This window comes from Salinibacterium sp. UTAS2018 (genome assembly GCF_004118935.1).
In the GTDB taxonomy this organism is placed as follows: domain Bacteria; phylum Actinomycetota; class Actinomycetes; order Actinomycetales; family Microbacteriaceae; genus Rhodoglobus.
In genome coordinates this window covers 791,524-811,907 of the sequence record NZ_CP035375.1, presented here as the reverse complement: position 1 = coordinate 811,907, position 20,384 = coordinate 791,524, and the positions used below count along the sequence as shown (strand labels likewise).

19 protein-coding genes are annotated in these 20,384 nt (G+C 61.4%); 13 read left to right on the top strand and 6 right to left on the bottom strand.

Annotated features, from left to right (window positions below):
- Nucleotides 1-84: 84 nt before the first annotated feature.
- Together ESZ53_RS03845 and ESZ53_RS03840 are read right to left on the bottom strand one after the other, a co-directional pair.
- Nucleotides 85-1,137, bottom strand: coding sequence for an App1 family protein (locus ESZ53_RS03845; RefSeq protein WP_129071625.1), 1,053 nt, complete (start codon nucleotides 1,135-1,137; stop codon nucleotides 85-87).
- A gap of 59 nt (nucleotides 1,138-1,196) precedes the next feature.
- The gene (locus ESZ53_RS03840; protein WP_129071624.1) at nucleotides 1,197-1,880 is read right to left on the bottom strand and encodes an SOS response-associated peptidase; all 684 of its coding nucleotides are present in this window, start codon (nucleotides 1,878-1,880) and stop codon (nucleotides 1,197-1,199) included.
- A 103-nt stretch (nucleotides 1,881-1,983) separates the two neighbouring features.
- Here ESZ53_RS03840 and ESZ53_RS03835 point away from each other — a divergent pair, with 103 nt between their 5' ends.
- From ESZ53_RS03835 to ESZ53_RS03815, 5 genes are all read left to right on the top strand, one after another.
- The gene (locus ESZ53_RS03835) at nucleotides 1,984-2,634 is read left to right on the top strand and encodes a TetR/AcrR family transcriptional regulator (RefSeq protein ID WP_129071623.1); all 651 of its coding nucleotides are present in this window, start codon (nucleotides 1,984-1,986) and stop codon (nucleotides 2,632-2,634) included.
- A 129-nt stretch (nucleotides 2,635-2,763) separates the two neighbouring features.
- The gene (locus ESZ53_RS03830) at nucleotides 2,764-3,591 is read left to right on the top strand and encodes an ABC transporter ATP-binding protein (protein WP_129071622.1); all 828 of its coding nucleotides are present in this window, start codon (nucleotides 2,764-2,766) and stop codon (nucleotides 3,589-3,591) included.
- Nucleotides 3,588-4,265: an ABC transporter permease gene (locus tag ESZ53_RS03825; RefSeq protein WP_129071621.1), complete on the top strand. Its 678-nt coding sequence runs from the start codon at nucleotides 3,588-3,590 to the stop codon at nucleotides 4,263-4,265. Before ESZ53_RS03830 ends, ESZ53_RS03825 begins: the two co-directional genes overlap by 4 nt.
- Nucleotides 4,262-5,014: an ABC transporter permease gene (locus ESZ53_RS03820; RefSeq protein WP_129071620.1), complete on the top strand. Its 753-nt coding sequence runs from the start codon at nucleotides 4,262-4,264 to the stop codon at nucleotides 5,012-5,014. The genes ESZ53_RS03825 and ESZ53_RS03820 overlap by 4 nt, the downstream gene beginning before the upstream one ends.
- Nucleotides 5,015-5,016: 2 nt before the next feature.
- Nucleotides 5,017-5,928 carry an ABC transporter substrate-binding protein gene (locus ESZ53_RS03815; protein ID WP_129071619.1) on the top strand — a complete coding sequence of 304 codons (912 nt, stop codon included), beginning with the start codon at nucleotides 5,017-5,019 and terminating at the stop codon, nucleotides 5,926-5,928.
- An 83-nt stretch (nucleotides 5,929-6,011) separates the two neighbouring features.
- Here ESZ53_RS03815 and ESZ53_RS03810 read toward each other — a convergent pair whose 3' ends face one another.
- Both ESZ53_RS03810 and ESZ53_RS03805 read right to left on the bottom strand, forming a co-directional pair.
- Nucleotides 6,012-6,692, bottom strand: coding sequence for a DedA family protein (locus ESZ53_RS03810; protein ID WP_246837420.1), 681 nt, complete (start codon nucleotides 6,690-6,692; stop codon nucleotides 6,012-6,014).
- A gap of 73 nt (nucleotides 6,693-6,765) precedes the next feature.
- Complete coding sequence (locus tag ESZ53_RS03805; RefSeq protein ID WP_129071617.1) at nucleotides 6,766-7,530, bottom strand: aminotransferase class IV; 765 nt, start codon at nucleotides 7,528-7,530, stop codon at nucleotides 6,766-6,768.
- A gap of 11 nt (nucleotides 7,531-7,541) precedes the next feature.
- On the opposite strand from ESZ53_RS03805, the gene ESZ53_RS03800 reads away from it, so the two are divergent.
- The 5 genes from ESZ53_RS03800 to holA all read left to right on the top strand — a co-directional run bounded on the left by ESZ53_RS03800 (nucleotide 7,542) and on the right by holA (nucleotide 15,798).
- Nucleotides 7,542-8,930: an anthranilate synthase component I family protein gene (locus ESZ53_RS03800; protein WP_129071616.1), complete on the top strand. Its 1,389-nt coding sequence runs from the start codon at nucleotides 7,542-7,544 to the stop codon at nucleotides 8,928-8,930.
- Between the two features lie 176 nt (nucleotides 8,931-9,106).
- Nucleotides 9,107-11,713 (top strand): leucine--tRNA ligase, encoded by a 2,607-nt coding sequence (gene leuS / locus ESZ53_RS03795; protein ID WP_129071615.1) that lies wholly within the window; start codon nucleotides 9,107-9,109, stop codon nucleotides 11,711-11,713.
- 62 nt (nucleotides 11,714-11,775) lie between these two features.
- The gene (locus tag ESZ53_RS03790) at nucleotides 11,776-12,366 is read left to right on the top strand and encodes a ComEA family DNA-binding protein (protein WP_129071614.1); all 591 of its coding nucleotides are present in this window, start codon (nucleotides 11,776-11,778) and stop codon (nucleotides 12,364-12,366) included.
- On the top strand, nucleotides 12,363-14,738 hold the full coding sequence (locus ESZ53_RS03785) for a ComEC/Rec2 family competence protein (RefSeq protein WP_129071613.1): 2,376 nt from the start codon (nucleotides 12,363-12,365) through the stop codon (nucleotides 14,736-14,738). Before ESZ53_RS03790 ends, ESZ53_RS03785 begins: the two co-directional genes overlap by 4 nt.
- Before the next feature lie 31 nt (nucleotides 14,739-14,769).
- Nucleotides 14,770-15,798: a DNA polymerase III subunit delta gene (holA, locus tag ESZ53_RS03780; RefSeq protein ID WP_129071612.1), complete on the top strand. Its 1,029-nt coding sequence runs from the start codon at nucleotides 14,770-14,772 to the stop codon at nucleotides 15,796-15,798.
- An 86-nt stretch (nucleotides 15,799-15,884) separates the two neighbouring features.
- Here holA and rpsT read toward each other — a convergent pair whose 3' ends face one another.
- Nucleotides 15,885-16,145 carry a 30S ribosomal protein S20 gene (gene rpsT / locus ESZ53_RS03775; protein ID WP_129071611.1) on the bottom strand — a complete coding sequence of 87 codons (261 nt, stop codon included), beginning with the start codon at nucleotides 16,143-16,145 and terminating at the stop codon, nucleotides 15,885-15,887.
- A gap of 478 nt (nucleotides 16,146-16,623) precedes the next feature.
- On the opposite strand from rpsT, the gene ESZ53_RS03770 reads away from it, so the two are divergent.
- The 3 genes from ESZ53_RS03770 to ESZ53_RS03760 all read left to right on the top strand — a co-directional run bounded on the left by ESZ53_RS03770 (nucleotide 16,624) and on the right by ESZ53_RS03760 (nucleotide 19,579).
- Entirely contained in the window at nucleotides 16,624-16,998 is a 375-nt protein-coding gene (locus tag ESZ53_RS03770) for a DUF4190 domain-containing protein (protein WP_129071610.1), read from the top strand.
- Nucleotides 16,999-17,109: 111 nt separating this feature from the next.
- Nucleotides 17,110-18,978 (top strand): translation elongation factor 4, encoded by a 1,869-nt coding sequence (gene lepA, locus ESZ53_RS03765; RefSeq protein ID WP_129071609.1) that lies wholly within the window; start codon nucleotides 17,110-17,112, stop codon nucleotides 18,976-18,978.
- Between the two features lie 4 nt (nucleotides 18,979-18,982).
- On the top strand, nucleotides 18,983-19,579 hold the full coding sequence (locus ESZ53_RS03760) for a DUF1990 family protein (protein WP_129071608.1): 597 nt from the start codon (nucleotides 18,983-18,985) through the stop codon (nucleotides 19,577-19,579).
- Nucleotides 19,580-19,678: 99 nt separating this feature from the next.
- On the opposite strand, the gene ESZ53_RS03755 is transcribed toward ESZ53_RS03760, so the two are convergent.
- Nucleotides 19,679-20,350, bottom strand: coding sequence for an HAD family hydrolase (locus ESZ53_RS03755; protein WP_231595425.1), 672 nt, complete (start codon nucleotides 20,348-20,350; stop codon nucleotides 19,679-19,681).
- Between the last annotated feature and the right edge of the window lie 34 nt (nucleotides 20,351-20,384).

Sequence of the window (20,384 nt, the reverse complement as noted above, 5' to 3'; positions counted from 1 at the left end):
TTTAACAAACCATTTTTTGCACCCGGCCCTGACCAGACCAGCTGAGGCGCTATCTACCCGTAGGTGAGTGCCGACCTGAACGGCTTATTCGTTGATGAGGCCCAGCTCGCGCAATTCGATCGCTAGACGGGCACCGTCGGGGGCATACCGCCAAGGAACGGATGACTCGCTCTCGCGTTCGGCAATCTTGCTGCGGCCACCGGCGAGCACCGCTTCTCCGTTTGAGAGTTGTCGAATGGCGACCGCGGCGACGTTCTCGGGATGGCTCGCGACGAACTCGCCGTAGATCTCTTCGTCGTGTTGCCCGTCATCGCCGATGAGTAGCCACTTCACGTGCGGGAATTCGGCGGCAAGGCGTCTGAGATTGGCCCGTTTGTGCTCGGCGCCGCTGCGGAACCAGCGATCGTGCGTCGGGCCCCAGTCGGTGAGCAGCATGGCGCCGCGCGGATACAGATTGCGACGGAGGAACCGAGTGAGCGTTGGTGCAACGTTCCAGGCGCCGGTCGAAAGATAGACCACGGGAGCGTTGGGGTTAGCCCGCGTGAGGCGGTCGTACAGCACCGCCATGCCAGCCACCGGGCGACGTGCGTGCTCATCGAGCACGAAAGTGTTCCAGGCGGCAAGAAGCGGGCGGGGAAGCGCTGTCACCATGACCGTGTCATCGACATCGGAGATGACACCGAAGTCTGCGGTGGGGTCGACGACAAAGATGTAGGCGGTTGTGGCATCGGCACCCGCGGAGTCCAGAGTGGCGGTTTGCCAACCGGGAGTCATCTCCACATTGATCTGTTCATCGATCACTCCGCCGCGCCCGGGCGTTAATTGGACCTCAGTATTTCCGATCGTCACTGTGACGATTTCAGAGTTGACGGGAATGCTGAAGAAGCTGCGCCAGCCGCGCACGCTTTCTGCGCGCTTTTTTGAGGCTTCTGTTCCTCGAGTGAGCACTACGCGGCAGAGTATGCGAGCCCATCCCTCGGCGGCGTAGCTGCTGTACGGGATGATCGTGGTGGTCAGCCCACGCTTACGACCGCGACGTTCACGCCACCGGTGAAACGCATCCTCGATGCGGGCGGCTCGATGAAGAATCTCACCCGCTGCTTGGCCGGGGGAGGTGGACTTGCCGGTTCGAGCCATTACTCCAGCCTAGGCTCCCGCGGGCCCCGCGCGTATTCACGGGGTCTCCGGCCTCCCGCTTAGCGCTGCGGTTCGGCGTGCAACTGTTCACTTAATGTTGCCGAGGCGGCCACCGTAGCCTCGACGAGCAAGCGGTCGCCGCGTGTGCGGGGATCGATCCAGGTATCGATCGAATCGCGATCAAGAATGACCGGCATCCGGTCATGGATGTCAGCAAGCGCGCCGGTAGCCTGCTGGGTCAGCATCGTGGTGGTGAGGTGCCATCGCGCTGGATCGTCGGCGTCAGCGGCGGGATCTTTCCACCACGAGTAGAGGCCGGCAAAGAACAAGAGCCCGCTCGGCGGGGTGATGTAGTACGGCACGGGAGTGGGCCCAGATTTCTGAGTCTCGAAGTATCCAATGGCAGGCAGCACGGCGCGCTGATTGACGATCGCGGATCGAAACGTTGGCTTCTCAGTAACGGTTTCACTGCGTGCGTTGAACGTGGGGTACTTGCCGCGCAAGACGGGCGAGAACGGGGGAGTGAGCCACCACTGTGCCAAAGCTGCGCGTGGCACCAGCTCTGAGCTCGGATCGTCGCGGTCGGCCAACGTGGTGAGAAGGATGGGGACGGGATCAGTGGGGCGAACCACTGGCGTCGCGAGCCAGTCTGCTTGCCACTCCTCTGGCGGGCGGCCGGTAGCCGTCACAAACTCGGTGATCATCTGATTCACCGTGTCGTCCATCGCAAATCGACCGCACATATAGCAACTTTACGGGTTACATCCAGAAAAAGTGAGCTTCTACCCAGCGTAGAACAAGCGTTCTAAAGGTTAGGATTGGTCAGACATCGAGAAGGGGGCCATTGTGTCCGCACAAACAACAACCATTGAAATCGCGACTGAACCAGCAGTCTCGCTTCGCAACGAGCCCGTGCAAGCACGCAGCACAGCTCGTCTAACCGCACTACTTGATGCAGCAGCATCCATCGTCGACGAGGTCGGCATTGAGCGACTCACCACCGCTATGGTCGCCGAGCGCGCGGGAGCGTCGATCGGCACCGTATATCGCTACTTCCCCGACCGCATCGTTTTGCTGCAGGCTTTGGGATCACGCAACTTCGAGCGCGTAATGGCTCGTATCACCGAGGCAATCAATGACCCGGCGCATGCAGACTGGCGCTCGGCATTAGCTGTCGCGTTTTCTTCGGTCATCGACACGTACCGCACCGAGCCCGGCTTCCGCGGACTTCGTGTCGGAGACCAGCTCGATTTGCGCCCGCTGCCCAACGGCCGCACGCACAAGTCGTTGGTCGCCGAGCGAATCGTTGAGGCCCTCGCTGCACGCTTTGGCGTGGAGAATTCTGCAGCGTCACGCTTCACCCTCGAGGCAGGTCTTGAGATGAGCGATGCACTTGTCGCTCGCGCCTTCTTGAGCAACCCGCAGGGCGACGACGAGTTCATCGCAGTGAGCACTTCGTACGTGCGTGGCTTCATCGCGGAGAACATCGGCTGGTAGTGAAGTTCGCTCTCTGCGAATTTGCCTGAGTTATACCCAATCGGGAATGACAGCGGCGTCGAATACTGTTTAGCTATTAGTGCTGGCAAGTGTCGATCCGCGTAGAGGCGCGAGGAATGAGCCGAAATTATGATTGAATTTCGTGCAGTAACCAAGCGTTTCCCGGATGGGACCGTGGCCGTCGAAGACTTTAATCTCGTGATTCCGTCACGAAAGATTACGGTCTTCGTCGGGTCATCGGGCAGCGGTAAAACCACGCTGCTCAGGATGATCAACCGGATGGTCGACCCGACTGATGGCGACATCGAGATCGATGGCGACAGCATCATGGGCAAAGAGCCGGTCGCTCTGCGGCGCAGCATTGGCTACGTCATGCAGAACTCCGGGCTTCTTCCGCACTTCAAGGTGATCGACAACGTCACGACAGTTCCCATGCTCAATGGCGTACCTAAGAAACAGGCGCGTCAGCAAGCTCTCGAGCTGCTCGACACCGTGGGCTTGAGCCGCGAATTAGCGGATCGCTATCCGAGCCAACTCTCGGGCGGGCAACAGCAACGCGTCGGCGTGGCACGGGGATTGGCGGCCAACCCCAACATCCTCTTGATGGATGAACCATTCGGCGCGGTCGATCCCATTGTGCGTGCGGAGCTGCAGCAGGAGACCATCCGTTTGCAGCACGAGCTCGACAAGACGATCGTTTTCGTCACCCACGACATTGATGAAGCATTCCTGCTCGGTGACCAGGTCGTCATTCTTGAGAAGGGTGCCAAGATCGCTCAGGTCGGCAGCCCGAATGAAATCATGGCGGCGCCGGCCAGCGACTTTGTGGCCAACTTCATCGGCACAGATCGCGGCAAGCGGGCGCTCACCCTCAAGAAGACCGCGAACGGAACCATTCTCGTGGATAGTGAAGGCCGTGGCGCCGGCGTTCTTGTCGGAGGGTCGGAGCAGGCGTGACCTGGATCATCAATAATCTTGATTTGATCTGGGGCCTCACTCTCGAACACGTTCGACTGAGTATCCTGCCGATCGTTCTGGGTTTCCTCATCTCCATACCGCTCGGTTGGCTGGCATACCGCTTCAAGCTCACTCGCGGAATTCTGTTAACCCTTGCCGGTCTGCTGTACACAATCCCGTCGCTTGCGCTGTTCGTGATCCTGCCGCCGCTGTTGGGAATCAGCTTCCTCAGCGAACTGAACATCACGATCGCGCTGACGCTCTATGCCGTGGCCATCATGGCTCGTTCGGTGGCGGATGCTCTGGCTTCCGTTGATCCCGCTATCCGTCAATCGGCTACCGCGGTGGGATTCGGCGGTTGGCGCCGTTTCTGGACCGTCGACTTTCCGCTTGCCGGCCCGGTAGTGCTCGCGGGTCTCCGCGTCGCCGCCGTATCGACGGTGAGTCTTGTGACCGTCGGAATTCTTATCGGCGTGGAAAGCCTCGGCTACCTGTTCACCAACGGATTTCAGCGTCGCATTTTGGAAGAGATCTTTGCGGGCGTCGTCATGACTGTCATCGTGGCGCTCCTGATCGACCGTGCGCTCGTCCTCCTCGGCCGTATGTTGATGCCGTGGGCGACCGTCGCTAAGAAAAAGACTCCGGCTCCCGCGTTGGAAGGAGCGACCGCATGAATCTCCTCGCCGAAGCGGTGCAGTGGCTCTTCTCCGCCGATCGCCTCGTGGGCAGCAACCCGATTGCGTTGCGTCTAGAAGAGCACCTTTTTTACACGTTTTTGTCGGTGATAGTCGCAGCGCTCATCGCTGTGCCGCTGGGGTTCTACATTGGGCACACCGGCAAAGGACGCGATTTTGCGGTGGGGCTGTCCGGCGCTGCCCGGGCTCTGCCGTCGTTCGGTTTGATCCTGCTCCTCGTGCTGTTGATCGGCGTGACCCAGGTACAGCTGCAGCTGGCAGCTATCACCGCGTTTGTCTTGCTTGCCATCCCGTCGATTCTGGCGGGCGCGTATGCGGGAATAGAGGCAGTAGACCGTCGGGTTATAGATTCCGCACGCGCCGTCGGCATGACGGAGTGGCAAATCCTGTGGAAAGTCGAAGTTCCGCTGGGCCTCCCGTTACTGATTGGAGGCCTGCGCGCTGCGACACTGCAGGTTGTTGCCACCGCAACGCTGGCGGCCTATGTCGGTCTCGGCGGCCTCGGAATCTATATTTTCCGGGGGCTGCCGTTGCAGCGCTACGACGAGATGCTGGGTAGTGCGCTTCTTATCGCTGCGCTCGCCTTGCTTCTCGATGGAATATTTGCGCTCATTCAACAATTCGCGGTTCCCCGCGGAGTTTCGGCTGGGCGTGCTAAAGATGTCCGCACGTCGTCAACTCGACGACGCGCGGTGGCAGTAAAACCTGCCCAAGAAAGAAGAGGATAGAAATGTTCACAGCTAAGAACAAAGGCCGGCTCGCGCTTGGCGCCGCCGCGGTCGGGGTTGCAATTGCCCTGTCAGGGTGTGCAACTGGTGATCCTTTGGACTCCGGATCGAGTGACGAGAACGCCAATAGCGAGACCATCGTTGTCGGCTCGCAGGCTTACTACTCGAACGAAATCATTGCCGAGATCTACTCGCAGGCATTGGAAAACGCAGGCTTCGACGTTGAGCGTCAGTTCCAGATCGGCCAGCGCGACGCCTACCTCCCAGCCCTCGAAAGCGGCGAAGTAGACATCATTCCCGAATACACGGGAAACCTTCTCCAGTTCTACAGCGAAGACACAACCGCGACGGCATCCGAGGATGTCTACGCTGAGCTTGCTGGAGCACTGCCCGAGGGCCTCACCGTTCTCGACCAGGCAACGGCTACCGACCAAGACTCCTACAACGTGACTGCTGACTTCGCTGCAGCCAACTCGTTGACGAGCCTCGCCGACCTCGCCGGCGTTGCTGACCTTCAGCTCGGCGGAAACGCAGAGCTCGAAGAACGCCCCTACGGTCCCGCAGGGCTCGAGGACGTCTACGGCGCGACCGTTGGCTTCACCGCCACGGGTGACACCACCGTTGACGCTCTCGTCGCTGGCACCATCAACATCGCCAACGTGTACAGCGCTGACCCGCGCATCCAGACCGAGAACCTCGTGTCGTTGACCGACCCCGAAGGCCTGTTCTTGGCGTCGAACGTCGTTCCGCTGGTAAACGCCGATATTGCTGACTCGATCGCCGACGTTATCAACGCGGTCAGCGCCAAGCTCACCCCGGAGGGCCTTGTTGCTCTCAACGTGGAAAGCACCGTTGACAAGATGTCCTCTGACGACATCGCCACCGCATGGTTGAGCGACAACGGCCTCAGCTAACGCTGGCTGACACACAACACACTGCTGGCTAGGCCAGCGCCGAGGGGCGGATGCGCACGCATCCGCCCCTCGGTCGTTAAGGGCTATTCGCTGTCGTGGTGTTCCATGTGACGCTGTTGCGAACGCTGCAGTAGCTTCTTGGCGATCAGCGTGATGACTGCGATCACCGCGACAAGCCCCACAAAGATGTAGCCCGCGTAGTGAAGCTGGTCGAGCAGCTCCCGGAAGCTTCCAGCCGTGAGCGCTCCGACAGAAACGTAGGCAATCGACCAAATGCTCGTGGCAGGAACGGTCCAGGCCATAAAGGTGCGATAACGCATGGTGCTCATGCCCACGGTGACGGGGATGAGGGAGTGCAAAATGGGCAAGAAGCGAGAGATGAAGACCGCGATGCCTCCGCGGCGGCCCAAATAGCGCTCGGCCTGTACCCAGTGCCGTTCACCGATACGTTTACCCAGCCGGGAATGCCGAATTTTGGGGCCGAAGAATCGACCGAGAGCGAAACCGACACTTTCGCCAATGAGGGCTCCAACGATGACGGCGGCGACGAGGATGCTGGCCTCGAAGACGCTCCCCACAGCGCTGCTGGCGACCAAGACGACCGTGTCACCCGGTACGAGAAGCCCCACCAAAATGGAGGTTTCCAGCATGATAACGACGCCAGCTAGAACGGTACGCAGAACGGGGTCGACGGACTGAACAGTGTCGAGAATGTAGCTCAATGCATCGGTGACCCACTGACTAAGGCCGCCTCCGGCAGCGATCGGCTCCGAGCTGAGAGCGAGGTCAACAAGATCCACGCCACGAGCCTAGCGAGTGAAGCCGAAAAGAAACTGGCTAAAGCGGGCGAGCTAAAGCGCCGAGTCGGGTGCGCCATTGTTCGAGGCGCCCGGGCTTCTCGGCAAGGTCGGGGCCCTCAACCCACTTCGAGACAATACGGATGCCGTGCAGCGCATTCACGACCCACACTTCGGTGCCCGCGAGCTCCGCCGGGGTGACCGCTTCTTCATGCGTATCGAGCCCAAGCGCGCGGGCTAATGTCAGCACGCTGCGGGCGGTAACGCTATCCACTCGTTCGAGCTCGGCCGGCGGACCGCAGAGAATCTCGCCGCGCCACCACAGCACAGCGCTATATGCACCCTCGATGACGAAGCCCTCATCGGTGAGCAGGATCGCCTCGTCGGCGCCGTGAGCTCGCGCTCCCGCCTGCAGCGCGCTCATCGCGTCGATATCGGGGCCTTTCACCGTGGGAACGGTGCGCGGGTCGTCGCCGTGAAAGCTCACCGCAGTAGCGGAGCGCTTCAATTCGGGGTTCGCACGCAAGCGCAGAAAAAACTCGGCTCCGCGAAGCTCGACGCGCGGAAACCAAGAGCCGGCGCGGGGGAGAGCCGCGATTGCAGCTGTAAAGAACTGGTCGGCGGTTTCTTGCTGGTCGGCGGGAACGGCATCCAGAAACCGCTGGCGGTGCAGATTGAGCGCGAGCACTGAGCCCGAGTTCACAAGCCACGAATCGGCGACGGTCATGGGTATGGTCGGCACCTCGTCGGGGGAGATCTCGAGGAGTTTGTCGTTCTGCCACCGGTAAATTGCGTCCGCACTCATAGGCTTAGGGTATGCGCTCTCGCGTCTTGACTTCTGACCTGCCGCGCTGGGTCGACCCCGCGGCCGTGTTCAGCGAACTCATGGCGCAGTACGCCTCAGATGCCGCGGGTGCCGTGTGGCTCGACAGTGGTGTCGCCGCTGATTCAGGGCGCAGTTATCTGGCTATCTCAGCGAAGGCCGTGTTGAGTACCGAGCTCAACGAACCGGTGTTCGACTGGATGCATCGAGAGTGCGCGCCGATTGATGGTGACCACTCGGCGGCACCTCCCGGATTTCGACTCGGCTGGGTCGGCTGGCTCGGGTACGAACTGCGTGCTGAGTCTCTCGGCGTCGCCGTGACCACCCCGGCGGCGACTCCGGATGCCGCGTGGCTGTGGGTAGATCGAATGATTGTCTTTGATCACGGGTCTCGCTCGCTCAGCGTGCTCGCGCTCGGTGAGAGCTGGACGGGCGAGCTCGCGCAGTGGCGCGACCGCATCGCGGCGCTCGTCGAAGCTGCGGCCACGGCCGCCGTTGTTCCCTCGCAGCCCGCACACTCCGTGCCGCCCAGGCCCCGCGCCTCTACAGCCGTCTGGCGGGACTCCGATTCTGACTATCTCGAGATGATCGCCGCCTGCCAACGCGCGATCGTTGAGGGCGATGCCTACCAGTTGTGCCTCACGACGAGCGTGCACGTCGACCATAGTGAGCGGCCAGCCGATCCAGTCGCTACGTATCTCGCTCTGCGGCAGGCAAACCCCAGCCATCACGGCGGCTTCGTGCAGGTTGGTGAGATCTCGCTTCTCAGTTCAACTCCGGAGCAGTTTTTGGAGATCGACCCAGCGGGGTTGGTCGAGACGAAGCCGATCAAGGGCACAAGAGGCCGCAGCGCCGACGTCACCGAAGATCGAGCATTGGCGGCTGAACTTCTCGCGAGCGACAAAGAGCGCGCTGAAAACCTCATGATTGTCGATCTCATGCGCAACGACCTCGGGCGGGTGTGCGAGGTCGGCTCCGTCACGGTGCCGAACCTATTTGCGGTGGAAAGCTACGCCACCGTGTACCAACTGGTCAGCACCATCCGGGGTCAATTGCGCGGCGAGGTCACTGCCGTGGATGCCATCAAAGCGTCGTTCCCCGCGGGTTCCATGACAGGGGCACCCAAACACTCGGCGACGCTCATCCTCGATTCGCTGGAACGTGCCCCGCGCGGCATCTACTCCGGCGTCTTCGGCTACCTCGGAGTCGACGGTGCTGTAGACCTCGCGATGGTCATCCGATCGATCGTCATGGATGGTCGAGGCTCAACCATCGGAGCCGGCGGAGGTATTACGGCCCTCTCGGTGCCCGAAGAGGAGCTGGCCGAGGTTAAGTTGAAGGCGGCGGCGCTGTTGCGAGTGCTCGGTGCTTCCGCCGACTAAGTGGCCGCGCATCCGCCCGCACGCGTAGTGAACGTTCGGTCTACTGTGGGGCTGTGTACTGTGAGAGACGTCAACTCATAGACAATGGAATAATCCGACACTTTTTTGGCCCCCTCGAGCGCGGCCGTGAGTTGGGTAATCTTAGATCTTCCCTGTAACGAATTGAGAGTGTTTACGTGACTGAGCAGCCCAACTTTGCTGGTGCACACGACGACCGCGAGAGTGGCTCGGACTACGATGTAGCCGCCATTCACGCTAAGTGGCAAGCCAAGTGGGAAGAGCTCAAGCCGTTCGCGACGAGCGACCCCGAAGACAAGCGCCCGCGCAAGTACATTCTCGATATGTTCCCGTACCCCTCTGGCGACCTGCACATGGGGCATGCCGAGGCCTATGCCTTCGGTGACATCGCGGCGCGGTACTGGCGTCAGCGTGGCTTCAACGTTCTTCACCCCATCGGATGGGACTCCTTCGGCCTGCCCGCCGAGAACGCCGCTATTGAGCGCGGTATTGACCCTCGCGGCTGGACGTACGACAACATCGACCAGCAGAAGAAGAGCATGAAGCTCTACGGTGTCTCCTTTGACTGGGACCGCGTTCTGCACACGAGCGACCCCGAGTACTACAAGTGGAATCAGTGGTTGTTCCTCAAGATGTACGAAAAGGGCCTCGCGTACCGCAAGGACTCCTGGGTTAACTGGGACCCGGTAGATCAGACCGTTCTCGCGAACGAGCAAGTTCTGGCCGATGGCACGTCCGAGCGTTCGGGCGCCATCGTCGTCAAGAAGAAGCTCACGCAGTGGTACTTGAAGATCACCGACTACGCCGACCGCCTGCTCGATGACTTGAACCAGCTTGAGGGCGCCTGGCCGTCGAAGGTTCTCACGATGCAGCGCAACTGGATCGGCCGGTCGGTCGGTGCGGATGTCGACTTCGAGATCGAAGGTCGTGACGAGAAGGTCACGGTCTTCACGACGCGCCCCGACACTCTCTACGGCGTGACCTTTATGGTCGTTGCCCCGGATGGTGACCTTGCCGCCGAGCTGGTGGAGGGCACCGACGACGAGACCAAGGCCTCGTTTGCGAGCTACCTCGAAGCGACGCAGAAGCAGACCGAAATCGAGCGCAAGGATGCCACGCGTACCAAGACCGGCATCCCGCTGAACCGTTTTGCGATCAACCCGGTCACCGGGGAGCGCATCCCGATCTGGACGGCCGACTACGTGCTGGCTGACTACGGCCACGGTGCCGTGATGGCTGTGCCCGCGCACGACCAGCGCGACCTCGAATTTGCGATCAAGTTCAACCTGCCCGTGCGCGTCGTGCTCGACACGAACGCCGCCATTACCGGCGCGATTCCTATTCTTGAGCTCGACGAAAATGGCATGGCGATTCTGCCGGATGACCTGCCGCCGCTGAATCCCCGCGACACCGGTCAGTCGTTGCAGGGCGATGGCCGCATGATCAACTCGGGTCCGCTCGATGGACTCAGCAAGTCCAACGCGATCAAAAAGATCGTGGAACAGCTCGAAGCAGCTGGCACCGGCCGCGCCGCGAAGACGTATCGTCTGCGCGACTGGCTGATCAGCCGTCAGCGCTTCTGGGGAACCCCCATCCCGATCATTCACGGTTCGGATGGCGAACTCATCCCGGTTCCCTTCGAGCAGCTGCCCGTTGAGTTGCCGTCGACTGAGGGGCTCGACCTCAAGCCCAAGGGCAAGTCGCCGCTCGCGGCCGCCGAAGACTGGATCAACGTCGAAGACCCGCGCGACGGCAGCCCTGCCCTGCGCGATGCCGACACGATGGACACCTTCGTTGACAGCTCCTGGTACTTCTTGCGCTTCCTGTCACCGAACGATCCCGACCAGGCCTTCGACCCGGCGGAGGCCGAGAAGTGGGCTCCCGTCGACCAGTACGTTGGTGGCGTCGAGCACGCGATTCTGCACTTGCTGTACTCGCGCTTCATCACCAAGGTGCTCTTCGACCTCGGCTACGTGAGCTTCACGGAGCCCTTCAGTGCGCTGCTCAACCAGGGCATGGTTCTCTCTGAGGGCAAGAAGATGTCGAAGCGCAGCCGCAAGGCCGTGACCTTCTCGGGCGAAATTGCCGAGCACGGTGCCGACGCTCTGCGTCTGACGCTGGCCTTCGCTGGCCCGCCTGAGGAGAACATCAACTGGGAAGACGTGTCGCCTGCGGCGTCACACAAGTTCCTGGCTCGCGCCTTCCGTGTCGTGCGGGATGTCACGAGTGCTCCCGAGATCGAGTGGAAGACGGGCGACACCACGCTGCGCCGCGCCACCCACCGTTTCCTCGCTGATGGCCCTGGCCTTGCCGAGTCGTTGAAGTTCAACGTGCTCGTTGCTCGCATCATGGATCTCGTGAACGTGACCCGTAAGGCCATCGACACCGGTGCTGGCGGCGGCGATGCTGCTGTTCGCGAAGCAGCTGAAGTCATCACAATCGCCCTGAGCCTGTTCGCTCCGCACACGGCCGAGGAGATGTGGGAGAAGCTCGGTTACGAGCCCACGGTCGCTCTTGCTGGCTGGCGCAAGGCCGACCCGGCGCTCCTCGTTGAAGAGTCGGTGACGGCTGTCGTTCAGGTGGATGGCAAGGTTCGTGACCGCCTCGAAGTCTCGCCCAAGATCGACAGCGCGGACCTCGAAGCTCTGGCCATGGCATCAGAAGCGATCAAGCGCACCGTTGGTGACCGCGAGATTGTCAAAGTAATCGTGCGCGCACCCAAGATTGTGAGCATCGCGACTCGTCCACAGCTCACCGAAGGCTAAAACACTTCACACCTTGTAACTAAGCGCGCTCCGAGCAATCGGGGCGCGCTTAGTTTGTGCAGGTGGAAGAGTTCGAGCAGGCCCGTAAGACACGGCTGCGGGTGCGTGTTGGCGCCGTCATCGTGGTGGTGCTTGTCGCGCTCGGCTGTGCCATCCTCGCGACCGCTCTCACCGGCAGCCCTACTGCTGTAGAGATTGCGCGCGGCGAAGTGGGCTCAGACGACGACGCGTTCGTGGTGGAATCGCCCGCTCTGTTCGTGCACGTTACGGGGGCGGTGGTACGCCCGGGGCTCTTCGAGCTGGCCGAAGGATCACGCGTCATTGACGCGATCGCTGCCGCCGGGGGTTTCACCGAGGAGGCTAACCGTGATCAACTCAACCTCGCGCGCGTGCTGACCGATGGAGAGCAGTTCGCAGTGCCCGCTGCGGGCGACGAGGCTGACGCGGCTACGGCATCCGATGGTCGAGTCAATCTGAATACTGCGGATGCCGCGGCTCTCGATACGTTGCCTCGTATCGGGCCAGCGATGGCCGCTCGCATCCTCGCGTGGCGCGAAGCGAATGGACGTTTTACGAGCATCGATGATCTGCGCAATGTCGCTGGAATCGGCGACGCTACGTTTGACGGACTTCGCGAATTGGTCACGGTATGAGCCTCGACCTGCGGCTGAGTCTGCCCGTAGCGGGTGCGTGGCTCGTCACCGTGTTGGTAATCGGAGTGCCGGCGTGGGCCCTTACCGTGGCTATCGCTTTGTGGCTTGCTTCCGCGCTGCTCATCGCGGGCGCACTGATGAGTCAGCGGCGCCTGCTCGCGAGCCTCGCCCTGGGGTGCGTTCTCGCCGCCCTCTGCTCGACATCGGTCACCGTCCACGCTGAAAGCCGTCAGCCCGCGGCACTGGCGACGCTGGCGGCGAAACACACGACGGTCACCGCTACGGCTACAACCACCTCCGCCCTCCAACGCGACGCCGACTTTTTTCAGGCGACCATCACCCTGCTCAAGGTCGACGGCGAAACGTTCGAGCTCGAATCGCCCGCTCTGATCTTCACAGAACGGGGCGGATTTGGCGCGGTCGCGGCTGACCCTACTGAAGAACAGGACAGTGACCTCGCAGCAGGCGGTGAAGACGAGCCGTGGGGGATCGGCGTCACGTTTGCGGTCACGGGCACCTTGGCGAGCACCGCCCCGGGAGATGGGCGGGCGGTGTTGCTCTTCGCTACCGACGAACCAGAGTGGCAGGCCGATCCTGGCTGGCAATTCGACTGGGCGAATGAGCTGAGACGCACATTCTCGGCAGCAACATCGCAGTTGCCTGGTGGTGGCGGCGAGCTCCTAGGCGGGCTTGCCATCGGCGATACGAGCGCGGTTAGTGACGACTTGGATGACGCGATGAAGACCAGCTCGCTGAGTCACCTCACCGCAGTTTCGGGCGCCAACTGCGCGATCGTCGTCGGCCTCATCATGGCTCTCGGTGGCCGGGTCGGTGCTACTAGGGCTTTACGGATCGGCCTCTCGATCCTCGTGTTGATCGCGTTCGTCGTCGTTGTCACGCCCGACCCCAGCGTGCTTCGGGCAGCACTCATGGCGACGTTCGTGTTGATCGCGCTGGGCAGCGGCAGGCCTATCCGAGGTATGGCGGTGCTCTCACTCGCGACGATCGCGCTCCTCGCCTTCGACCCCTGGTTATCGCGCAACTTCGCGTTTGTGCTTTCGGTGTTCGCCACGGCAGGTCTGCTTCTCTTTGCCGAGCCGCTCGCGCAGCTTCTGGGGCGCTGGATACCGCGATGGCTGTCACTGGTGATTGCTGTGCCGTTAGCCGCTCAGCTGGCCTGCCAGCCCGTGCTGCTACTGCTGCAGCCCTCACTGCCGACCTACGGGGTGCTCGCGAACGTCCTGGCCGCTCCAGCGGCACCCATTGCGACCGTCGTCGGTCTCGCGGCTTGCGTGGCGCTCTCTGTGCTCCCGGTCCTCGGGTTGGGGCTGATGTGGATCGCCTGGCTGCCCGCTGCGTGGGTCGCCGCGGTGGCGGACTTCTTTGCCGACGCTCCGTGGGCACGCATCCCGTGGTGGGAGGGCTGGGTGGGAGTGCTGACGCTCAGCGTGCTCACGATTCTTCTCCTCGCTGCTCTGGTGACCAAGGGGATCTGGCAGACCCACGCCCTCACCTCGCTCGCGATCGCGTCGACGCTCGCCCTTGCTGTTGTGGTGGGATCGGCGGTGAGTGCGGCGATGACGTGGCCGAAGGAGTGGCAGTTCGCGCAATGTGATGTGGGCCAGGGCGATGCGGTGGTCATGCGCAGTGGCGAAGAAGTTACTCTGATCGATACCGGCGCAGAACCGGATTTACTCGAAGCCTGCCTTGATCGTCTCGCAATTGACCGCATAGATCTGCTCGTGTTGACACATTTTGACCACGACCATGTGGGAGGAACGGAGGCTGTCGTCGGCCGAGCAGACGTTGTACTTGTCGGGCCCACCGGCTCGCCCACCGACGAAGCACTGCTCGACAACCTCGCGGCCGGTGGCGCACAGGTCGTCGCGGTGAACGCGGGAAATCGCGGGCAACTCGGCGAACTCCAGTGGCGCGTGCTCTGGCCACCTGCTCAGGTTGCCGGCATCGATCCAGGAAACGATGCGAGCGTTGTTATCGAGTTCCAGCCGCGCTCCGATTGCCTGAGACATTGCCTCAGCTCGGTTTTCTTGGGGGACCTCGGCGAGAGTGCTCAGTCGCGCCTCGTGGCAGGCCATACGTTCCGGCAAGTGGATGTCGTCAAAGTCAGCCATCACGGTTCTGGTGACCAGTATCCGGCCCTCTATTCCGCGCTGAGAGCCACTCTCGGACTCATCGGCGTCGGCGCGGACAACGGGTACGGGCATCCGACCGATTCCGCTCTTGCCATGCTCGAAGACGCAGGCACCGCGGTAGCTCGAAGCGATCTGAACGGACTCGTGCTGGTGTCGCCCGCGAGCAGGTCCGGTGCCGTCTCAGTGTGGTCGGAGAAGGATGTGGGCGCCCGGCATTAGGCTGGGTTCGCAGTTCAAATTGAGGAGACTTGTGGCCGCCAGAACCCCCGCCCGACCGCCGGCGAAGTCCAAAGTCGCTATTCCGCAGTTGGCATGGAACAAGGTGCGCCCCGCACCGATCATTCTTGTCAGCGGCACGGAAGGTTTCCTCGCCGATCGAGCCATCCGTATGCTGCGCGACACCCTCAAAGTTGAAGACCCCAGTCTCGAGGTCAACGACCTCGAAGCCGATCACTACGGCCCGGGCGAGCTCATTAGCCTCGCCAGCCCCTCGCTTTTCAGTGAACCCCGGCTGATTCGAGTCACAAACGTAGAGAAGTGTACTGACGCTTTCATCACCGAAACGCTGTCATACCTCGAAGCTCCGGCCGAGGACACGTATCTCGTACTTCGTCATGCTGGGGGAGTGCGCGGTAAGAAACTCCTCGACGCCATTCGTGCGGGCAAGGGCGGCGGGATAGAAATCGCGTGCCTCGAACTCAAGAAAGACGCCGAGAAATACGATTTCGCCTCCGCCGAGTTCGCCGCCAAGCGCCGCCGCGTTACCCCAGGCGCCTTACGCACCCTCGTTTCAGCGTTCTCTGCAGATCTTGCAGAACTCGCCGCAGCCTGCCAGCAGCTTCTCGCCGACGATGCCGACGAAATCAACGAAGCCACTGTTGCCCGCTATTACTCGGGCCGCGTCGAAACCAGCGCCTTCAAAGTCGCAGATTCCGCGATTGCCGGGCGTTCCGGTGAAGCTCTTGTGCTTTTGCGTCACGCTCTTGCTTCGGGCGCCGACCCGGTGCCGATCGTTGCTGCATTTGCGTCGAAGTTGCGCACGATGGCGAAACTCTCGGGCGGGTCAATGTCGTCGGGGCAAGCCGCAAAGACCTTTGGGATGGCGCCGTGGCAGGCTGATCGGGCGATGAAAGATTTGCGCGGCTGGAGCGACGCGGGGCTTGGCTCCGCCATTGAGGCCATCGCCGATACAGATGCTCAGGTGAAAGGGTTGGGGCGCGACCCTGTGTTCGCGCTGGAGCGCATGATTTCTGTGGTCGCCGCCCGCGGCATCCGCTAGCTCGAAAGCACCGCTTAACGACAAAAGCCCCTGACCGCGAGCGGCAGGGGCTTTTGTGTGTTCGGCGTAATGCCGATCAGAGAGCTTTAGAGAGATGCAACCTGCTTGGCGATGGCCGACTTGCGGTTCGCTGCCTGGTTCTTGTGCAGAACGCCCTTGCCAGCAGCCTTGTCGAGCGACTTGGATGCGAGCTTCAAGCTTGCGAGGGCGGCGTCTTTGTCGCCAGCCTTGATCGCTGCGCGCGTGGCGCGGATAGCCGTCTTGACCTGGCTCTTGACCTGGCGGTTGCGGTCTTGTGCCTTCTTGTTGGTACCAATGCGCTTGATCTGCGACTTAATATTTGCCACGTTTATGTGCTTTCTTGTTTGTGGATCAGAGATGGTGGGCGGCCGTGGAAGAGAATCGGTGTTCTGATTCCCGGCCGCGATGCGCATACCGTTCGACGAAGAACCGTATGCATAAGCCAACAGGCAACGTTACCAGCGCGGTGGAGCTATGGCAATTGCGGAGCAATTGCGCGACCCCAGCGCCGTGCAAACTTGTTTGCGCGGTTCCGGTGGAGCTATGGCAATTGCGGAGCAATTGCGCGACCCCAGCGCCGTGCAAACTTGTTTGCGCGGTTTACTAAGCCTTCAGCGCCGCTGACTTGTCCTGTAAGCAATCTCCAGAATAGTGAACGTGTCTGTGTGCCGTTGTTGCCACGCCTGGCTCTCGGGTTAAAGTCCCCATCAGAGTTCGCCGGCACGTCGGCAGGCGGGCCGTCCCCCTGCACTTTCGGGGGTTACCCCGATACCCGACGGTCGTCGGCTTTTTTACCTTAGATACATGACCTCTTCAACCCTTTCAGTTTCATCCGCAACTGACGAGCGCACCGCTACTGACGTGCCCACCTCTACTGACGTGCCCACCGCTACTAACGAGTACACCACCGCGTCTGCCCCTCGCGCCGCAGCCTCCCGCACAATGAGCGTGCTCGCGCTCAGCTTAGGTATCGCTTCGCTCTTCTTTGCGCAGAGCGTTGTCGTGCCGCTGGCTGCGGTGATCTTGGGTGTGTTCGGCTTGCGCGATGAACCAACGGGACGGGGTTTCTCTATTTGGGGGATCGTCCTCGCCTGCGTTGCCACCTTCGGCTGGGTGTTGGTCGTTATCGCTGGGGCACTGGCGACTCTGCCATTCCTCTTGCTGGCAGCAGCGTTCTAGCGGCACTTTCTGGCGCAGTGACAGCCCGAGCATCCGCCCCCGTAATGGCTCCGGCCTGTCGTATTGGGCGGGTGCGCGCAGGAACGTCCGCTTCATGGGAGAATTGGGCGGATGTCTCCTCGCGCCTCTTACACACTTGAGCCTGCTTCGACCGATCCTGCGTTTATCCGCAACTTTTGCATCATTGCGCATATCGATCATGGCAAGTCCACCCTCGCTGACCGCATGCTGTCGGTCACTGGGGTTGTTAGCGACCGCGATATGCGGGCGCAGTACCTCGACCGTATGGATATCGAGCGTGAGCGCGGCATCACGATCAAGAGCCAAGCCGTTCGAATGCCGTGGGCGCTTACCGACGAAAACGGTAAGGAACAGTCCTACGCGCTGAACATGATTGACACTCCTGGTCACGTGGACTTCACCTACGAGGTGTCCCGCTCGCTGGCCGCCTGCGAAGGAGCCATTCTTCTCGTTGATGCCGCTCAGGGTATCGAGGCTCAGACTCTCGCCAATCTCTATTTGGCGATGGAGAACGACCTCACGATCATTCCGGTGCTGAACAAGATCGACCTGCCGGCAGCAGATCCCGACAAGTACGCCGAAGAAATCGCTGGTCTCATCGGTTGCGACCCGTCGACGGTGCTGCGCGTCTCGGGCAAGACCGGAGTGGGTGTTTCTGAGCTTCTCGACGAGGCTACGCGACTCATCCCGGCTCCGGTCGGTAACCCGGATGCTCCGGCTCGCGCCATGATTTTTGACTCGGTGTACGACGCCTACCGTGGCGTTATTACCTACGTACGTATGGTCGATGGCCAGCTCTCGCCGCGCGAGAAGGTCATGATGATGTCGACTAAGTCGGCACACGAACTGCTTGAGATCGGTGTGAGCTCTCCCGAGCCGACTCCCACGAAGGGCCTAGGCGTTGGTGAAGTGGGTTACCTCATCACCGGTGTGAAAGATGTGCGCCTGAGCAAGGTTGGCGACACCGTCACGAACCATGCCAAGCCGGCCGAGGTCGCGCTCAAGGGCTACTCAGAGCCGAAGCCCATGGTGTTCTCGGGGCTGTACCCGATCGATGGTTCCGACTACCCGGTACTGCGCGAAGCTCTCGACAAGTTGAAGCTGTCGGATGCCGCCCTGGTTTATGAGCCCGAAACATCCGTAGCTCTCGGCTTCGGTTTCCGCTGTGGTTTCTTGGGCCTCCTGCACTTGGAGATTGTGCGCGAGCGTCTCGAACGCGAGTTCAACCTCGACATGATCGCTACGGCTCCTTCGGTTATTTACGAAGTGATGGGCGACGACAAGAAATTCACGACTGTGACGAACCCGAGCGAATTCCCTGGCGGAAAGATCGCGAGCGTTTCTGAGCCGATGGTGAAGGCTTCCATCCTGACCCCCAAAGACTTCGTGGGTACGGTCATGGAGCTGTGCCAGTCGCGCCGCGGCACCATGCAGGGCATGGAATACGTCGGTACCGACCGCGTAGAGCTTCATTACACGATGCCCCTCGGTGAGATCGTGTTCGACTTCTTCGACCACCTCAAGAGCCGCACCCAGGGCTATGCGAGCCTCGACTACGAACCCAGTGGCGACCAAGAGGCTGACCTCGTGAAGGTTGACATCCTGCTGCAGGGCGAGGCCGTCGACGCGTTCAGCGCCATCGTGCACCGCGATAAGGCTTATGCCTATGGCGTTCTCATGACAGAGCGTTTGAAGAACCTCATCCCACGCCAGCAGTTCGAGGTGCCGATTCAGGCCGCCATCGGCGCTCGCATCATTGCGCGGGAGTCGATCCGTGCGATGCGTAAAGACGTTCTCGCTAAGTGCTACGGCGGTGACATCAGCCGCAAGCGCAAACTCCTCGAGAAGCAGAAGGAGGGCAAAAAGCGCATGAAGATGGTTGGTCGCGTCGAGGTTCCGCAGTCTGCCTTCATCGCTGCGCTTTCGGGCGAAGTCGAAGCCGGAAAAGACAAGAAGTAAACCGATGGATGCGCGCACCTACCCCAATGCCCCTGTTACGTATGGGGCGGTCGGTGCCACGCGTGGCCAGACCTTTACGGTGCTTCCCCCCGCCGGATTCCGCCGGGTTCAACGCAGCGCTCGAATCGGGCATGGAGAAGATCGCTGGGCGTTCGCACGCGAACAAGTGTTGACCTGGGGTGTGAAACGTCGCAGCGGTTTTGGCGTGACGCTTCTGCCTCGCGACCCGCACGGTGAGAACCGGGATCTGTCGGTCGATAACAGCGAGCACCCGCATGTGCGAGCCGGAGACACCATCGTGCTCTCGATAGGCAGCGGTCGGTTTACGGCCCATGAGCCTGTGCGGGTGGTCTACGTGGTCGACGACCCGAAAGTTGCCGGCTTTGCTTACGGAACGCTCGAAGGGCATCCGCTGCGGGGCGAAGAGTCATTCATGGTAGAGCTGCGCGACGACAACTCAGTGTGGATGACGGTGCGATCATTTTCTCGACCGGCATCCTTCAAATGGATGTTGGTGGCTCCGGCTCTTCGAATCTTCCAATACATCGTCGTGACCCGCTACCTGCGTGCTCTTTCCGGAGCAATTCGTTCGTCGAAATAACGACCCGGAGACCGTGGCTCAAGCGGAGCCGAGCGTGCACCTAGCTACTCGACGTTAGTCCTGCCGAACTTCACTGCTGCATCCTGCGCGGCGTTGCGATCAGCCTCGGCGTGCGAGTTCGTCGATAGTGCCCAATACATCCTCGAGACCACCGACCAGATCGTCGACGACGACGAGGGCACTGGTGTCGCGGAGATCGGCCACGCTGTAAGCCCCGGTTGCAACGGCGATGAACGGAATTTGAGCTGAATCGGCAGCTATTCCGTCGTTCGGGGTGTCGCCAATGATGACGCTGGGGCGGTCACCGAGCATGGTGGCGACGAGCGATGTGAGGTGGTGGCGGTCAGGCGAACGGTCGCCGAAAAACGAGTGAGTCCAGTCGAAGTCTTCTTCTGAATAGCCGGCGGCGGTGAGTTTCACGCGCGAGTGCTGCGGGCCGTTGCCCGTGAGCAGCGCATTGGTCCATCCGTGACCGGCCGCGTGGAGGAGCGCTGCCGGGCCGCCGGGTACTGCCGTTCGCACATAGCCAGTCTCGAGCAGCTTGGCGGTGCGCACGTCTAGCTCGGTGAGCACATCGTCGAGCATGGCGGCGGGGTGCCCGTTGATCTCGAGAAGCGCAGCGAGAATCTGGCCTTCGGTCTGCCCGTGCGGGTTCGTGATGAACTGGCGGGGAGCTTCACCCGTGACGTGGGTGAACGCCTCGAGGTAGACGGTGGCACCGTCCGTGGAGTTGTGGATGAGCGTTCCGTCGATGTCCCAGAGAATGTGCATAGTCACCCATCCATGCTCCCACGCGAGAGGTGCG

Excerpts from the sequence above, each read along its gene's own strand:
- ESZ53_RS03845 (WP_129071625.1), bottom strand. The coding sequence starts at position 1,137 with ATGGCTCGAACCGGCAAGTCCACCTCCCCCGGCCAAGCAGCGGGTGAG.
- ESZ53_RS03755 (WP_231595425.1), bottom strand. The coding sequence starts at position 20,350 with ATGCACATTCTCTGGGACATCGACGGAACGCTCATCCACAACTCCACG.
- ESZ53_RS03830 (WP_129071622.1), top strand. The coding sequence starts at position 2,764 with ATGATTGAATTTCGTGCAGTAACCAAGCGTTTCCCGGATGGGACCGTG.
- ESZ53_RS03770 (WP_129071610.1), top strand. The coding sequence starts at position 16,624 with ATGACCTCTTCAACCCTTTCAGTTTCATCCGCAACTGACGAGCGCACC.
- ESZ53_RS03760 (WP_129071608.1), top strand. The coding sequence starts at position 18,983 with ATGGATGCGCGCACCTACCCCAATGCCCCTGTTACGTATGGGGCGGTC.
- lepA (WP_129071609.1), top strand. The coding sequence starts at position 17,110 with ATGTCTCCTCGCGCCTCTTACACACTTGAGCCTGCTTCGACCGATCCT.
- ESZ53_RS03820 (WP_129071620.1), top strand. The coding sequence starts at position 4,262 with ATGAATCTCCTCGCCGAAGCGGTGCAGTGGCTCTTCTCCGCCGATCGC.
- ESZ53_RS03785 (WP_129071613.1), top strand. The coding sequence starts at position 12,363 with ATGAGCCTCGACCTGCGGCTGAGTCTGCCCGTAGCGGGTGCGTGGCTC.
- ESZ53_RS03840 (WP_129071624.1), bottom strand. The coding sequence starts at position 1,880 with ATGTGCGGTCGATTTGCGATGGACGACACGGTGAATCAGATGATCACC.
- ESZ53_RS03815 (WP_129071619.1), top strand. The coding sequence starts at position 5,017 with ATGTTCACAGCTAAGAACAAAGGCCGGCTCGCGCTTGGCGCCGCCGCG.
- ESZ53_RS03805 (WP_129071617.1), bottom strand. The coding sequence starts at position 7,530 with ATGAGTGCGGACGCAATTTACCGGTGGCAGAACGACAAACTCCTCGAG.
- ESZ53_RS03800 (WP_129071616.1), top strand. The coding sequence starts at position 7,542 with ATGCGCTCTCGCGTCTTGACTTCTGACCTGCCGCGCTGGGTCGACCCC.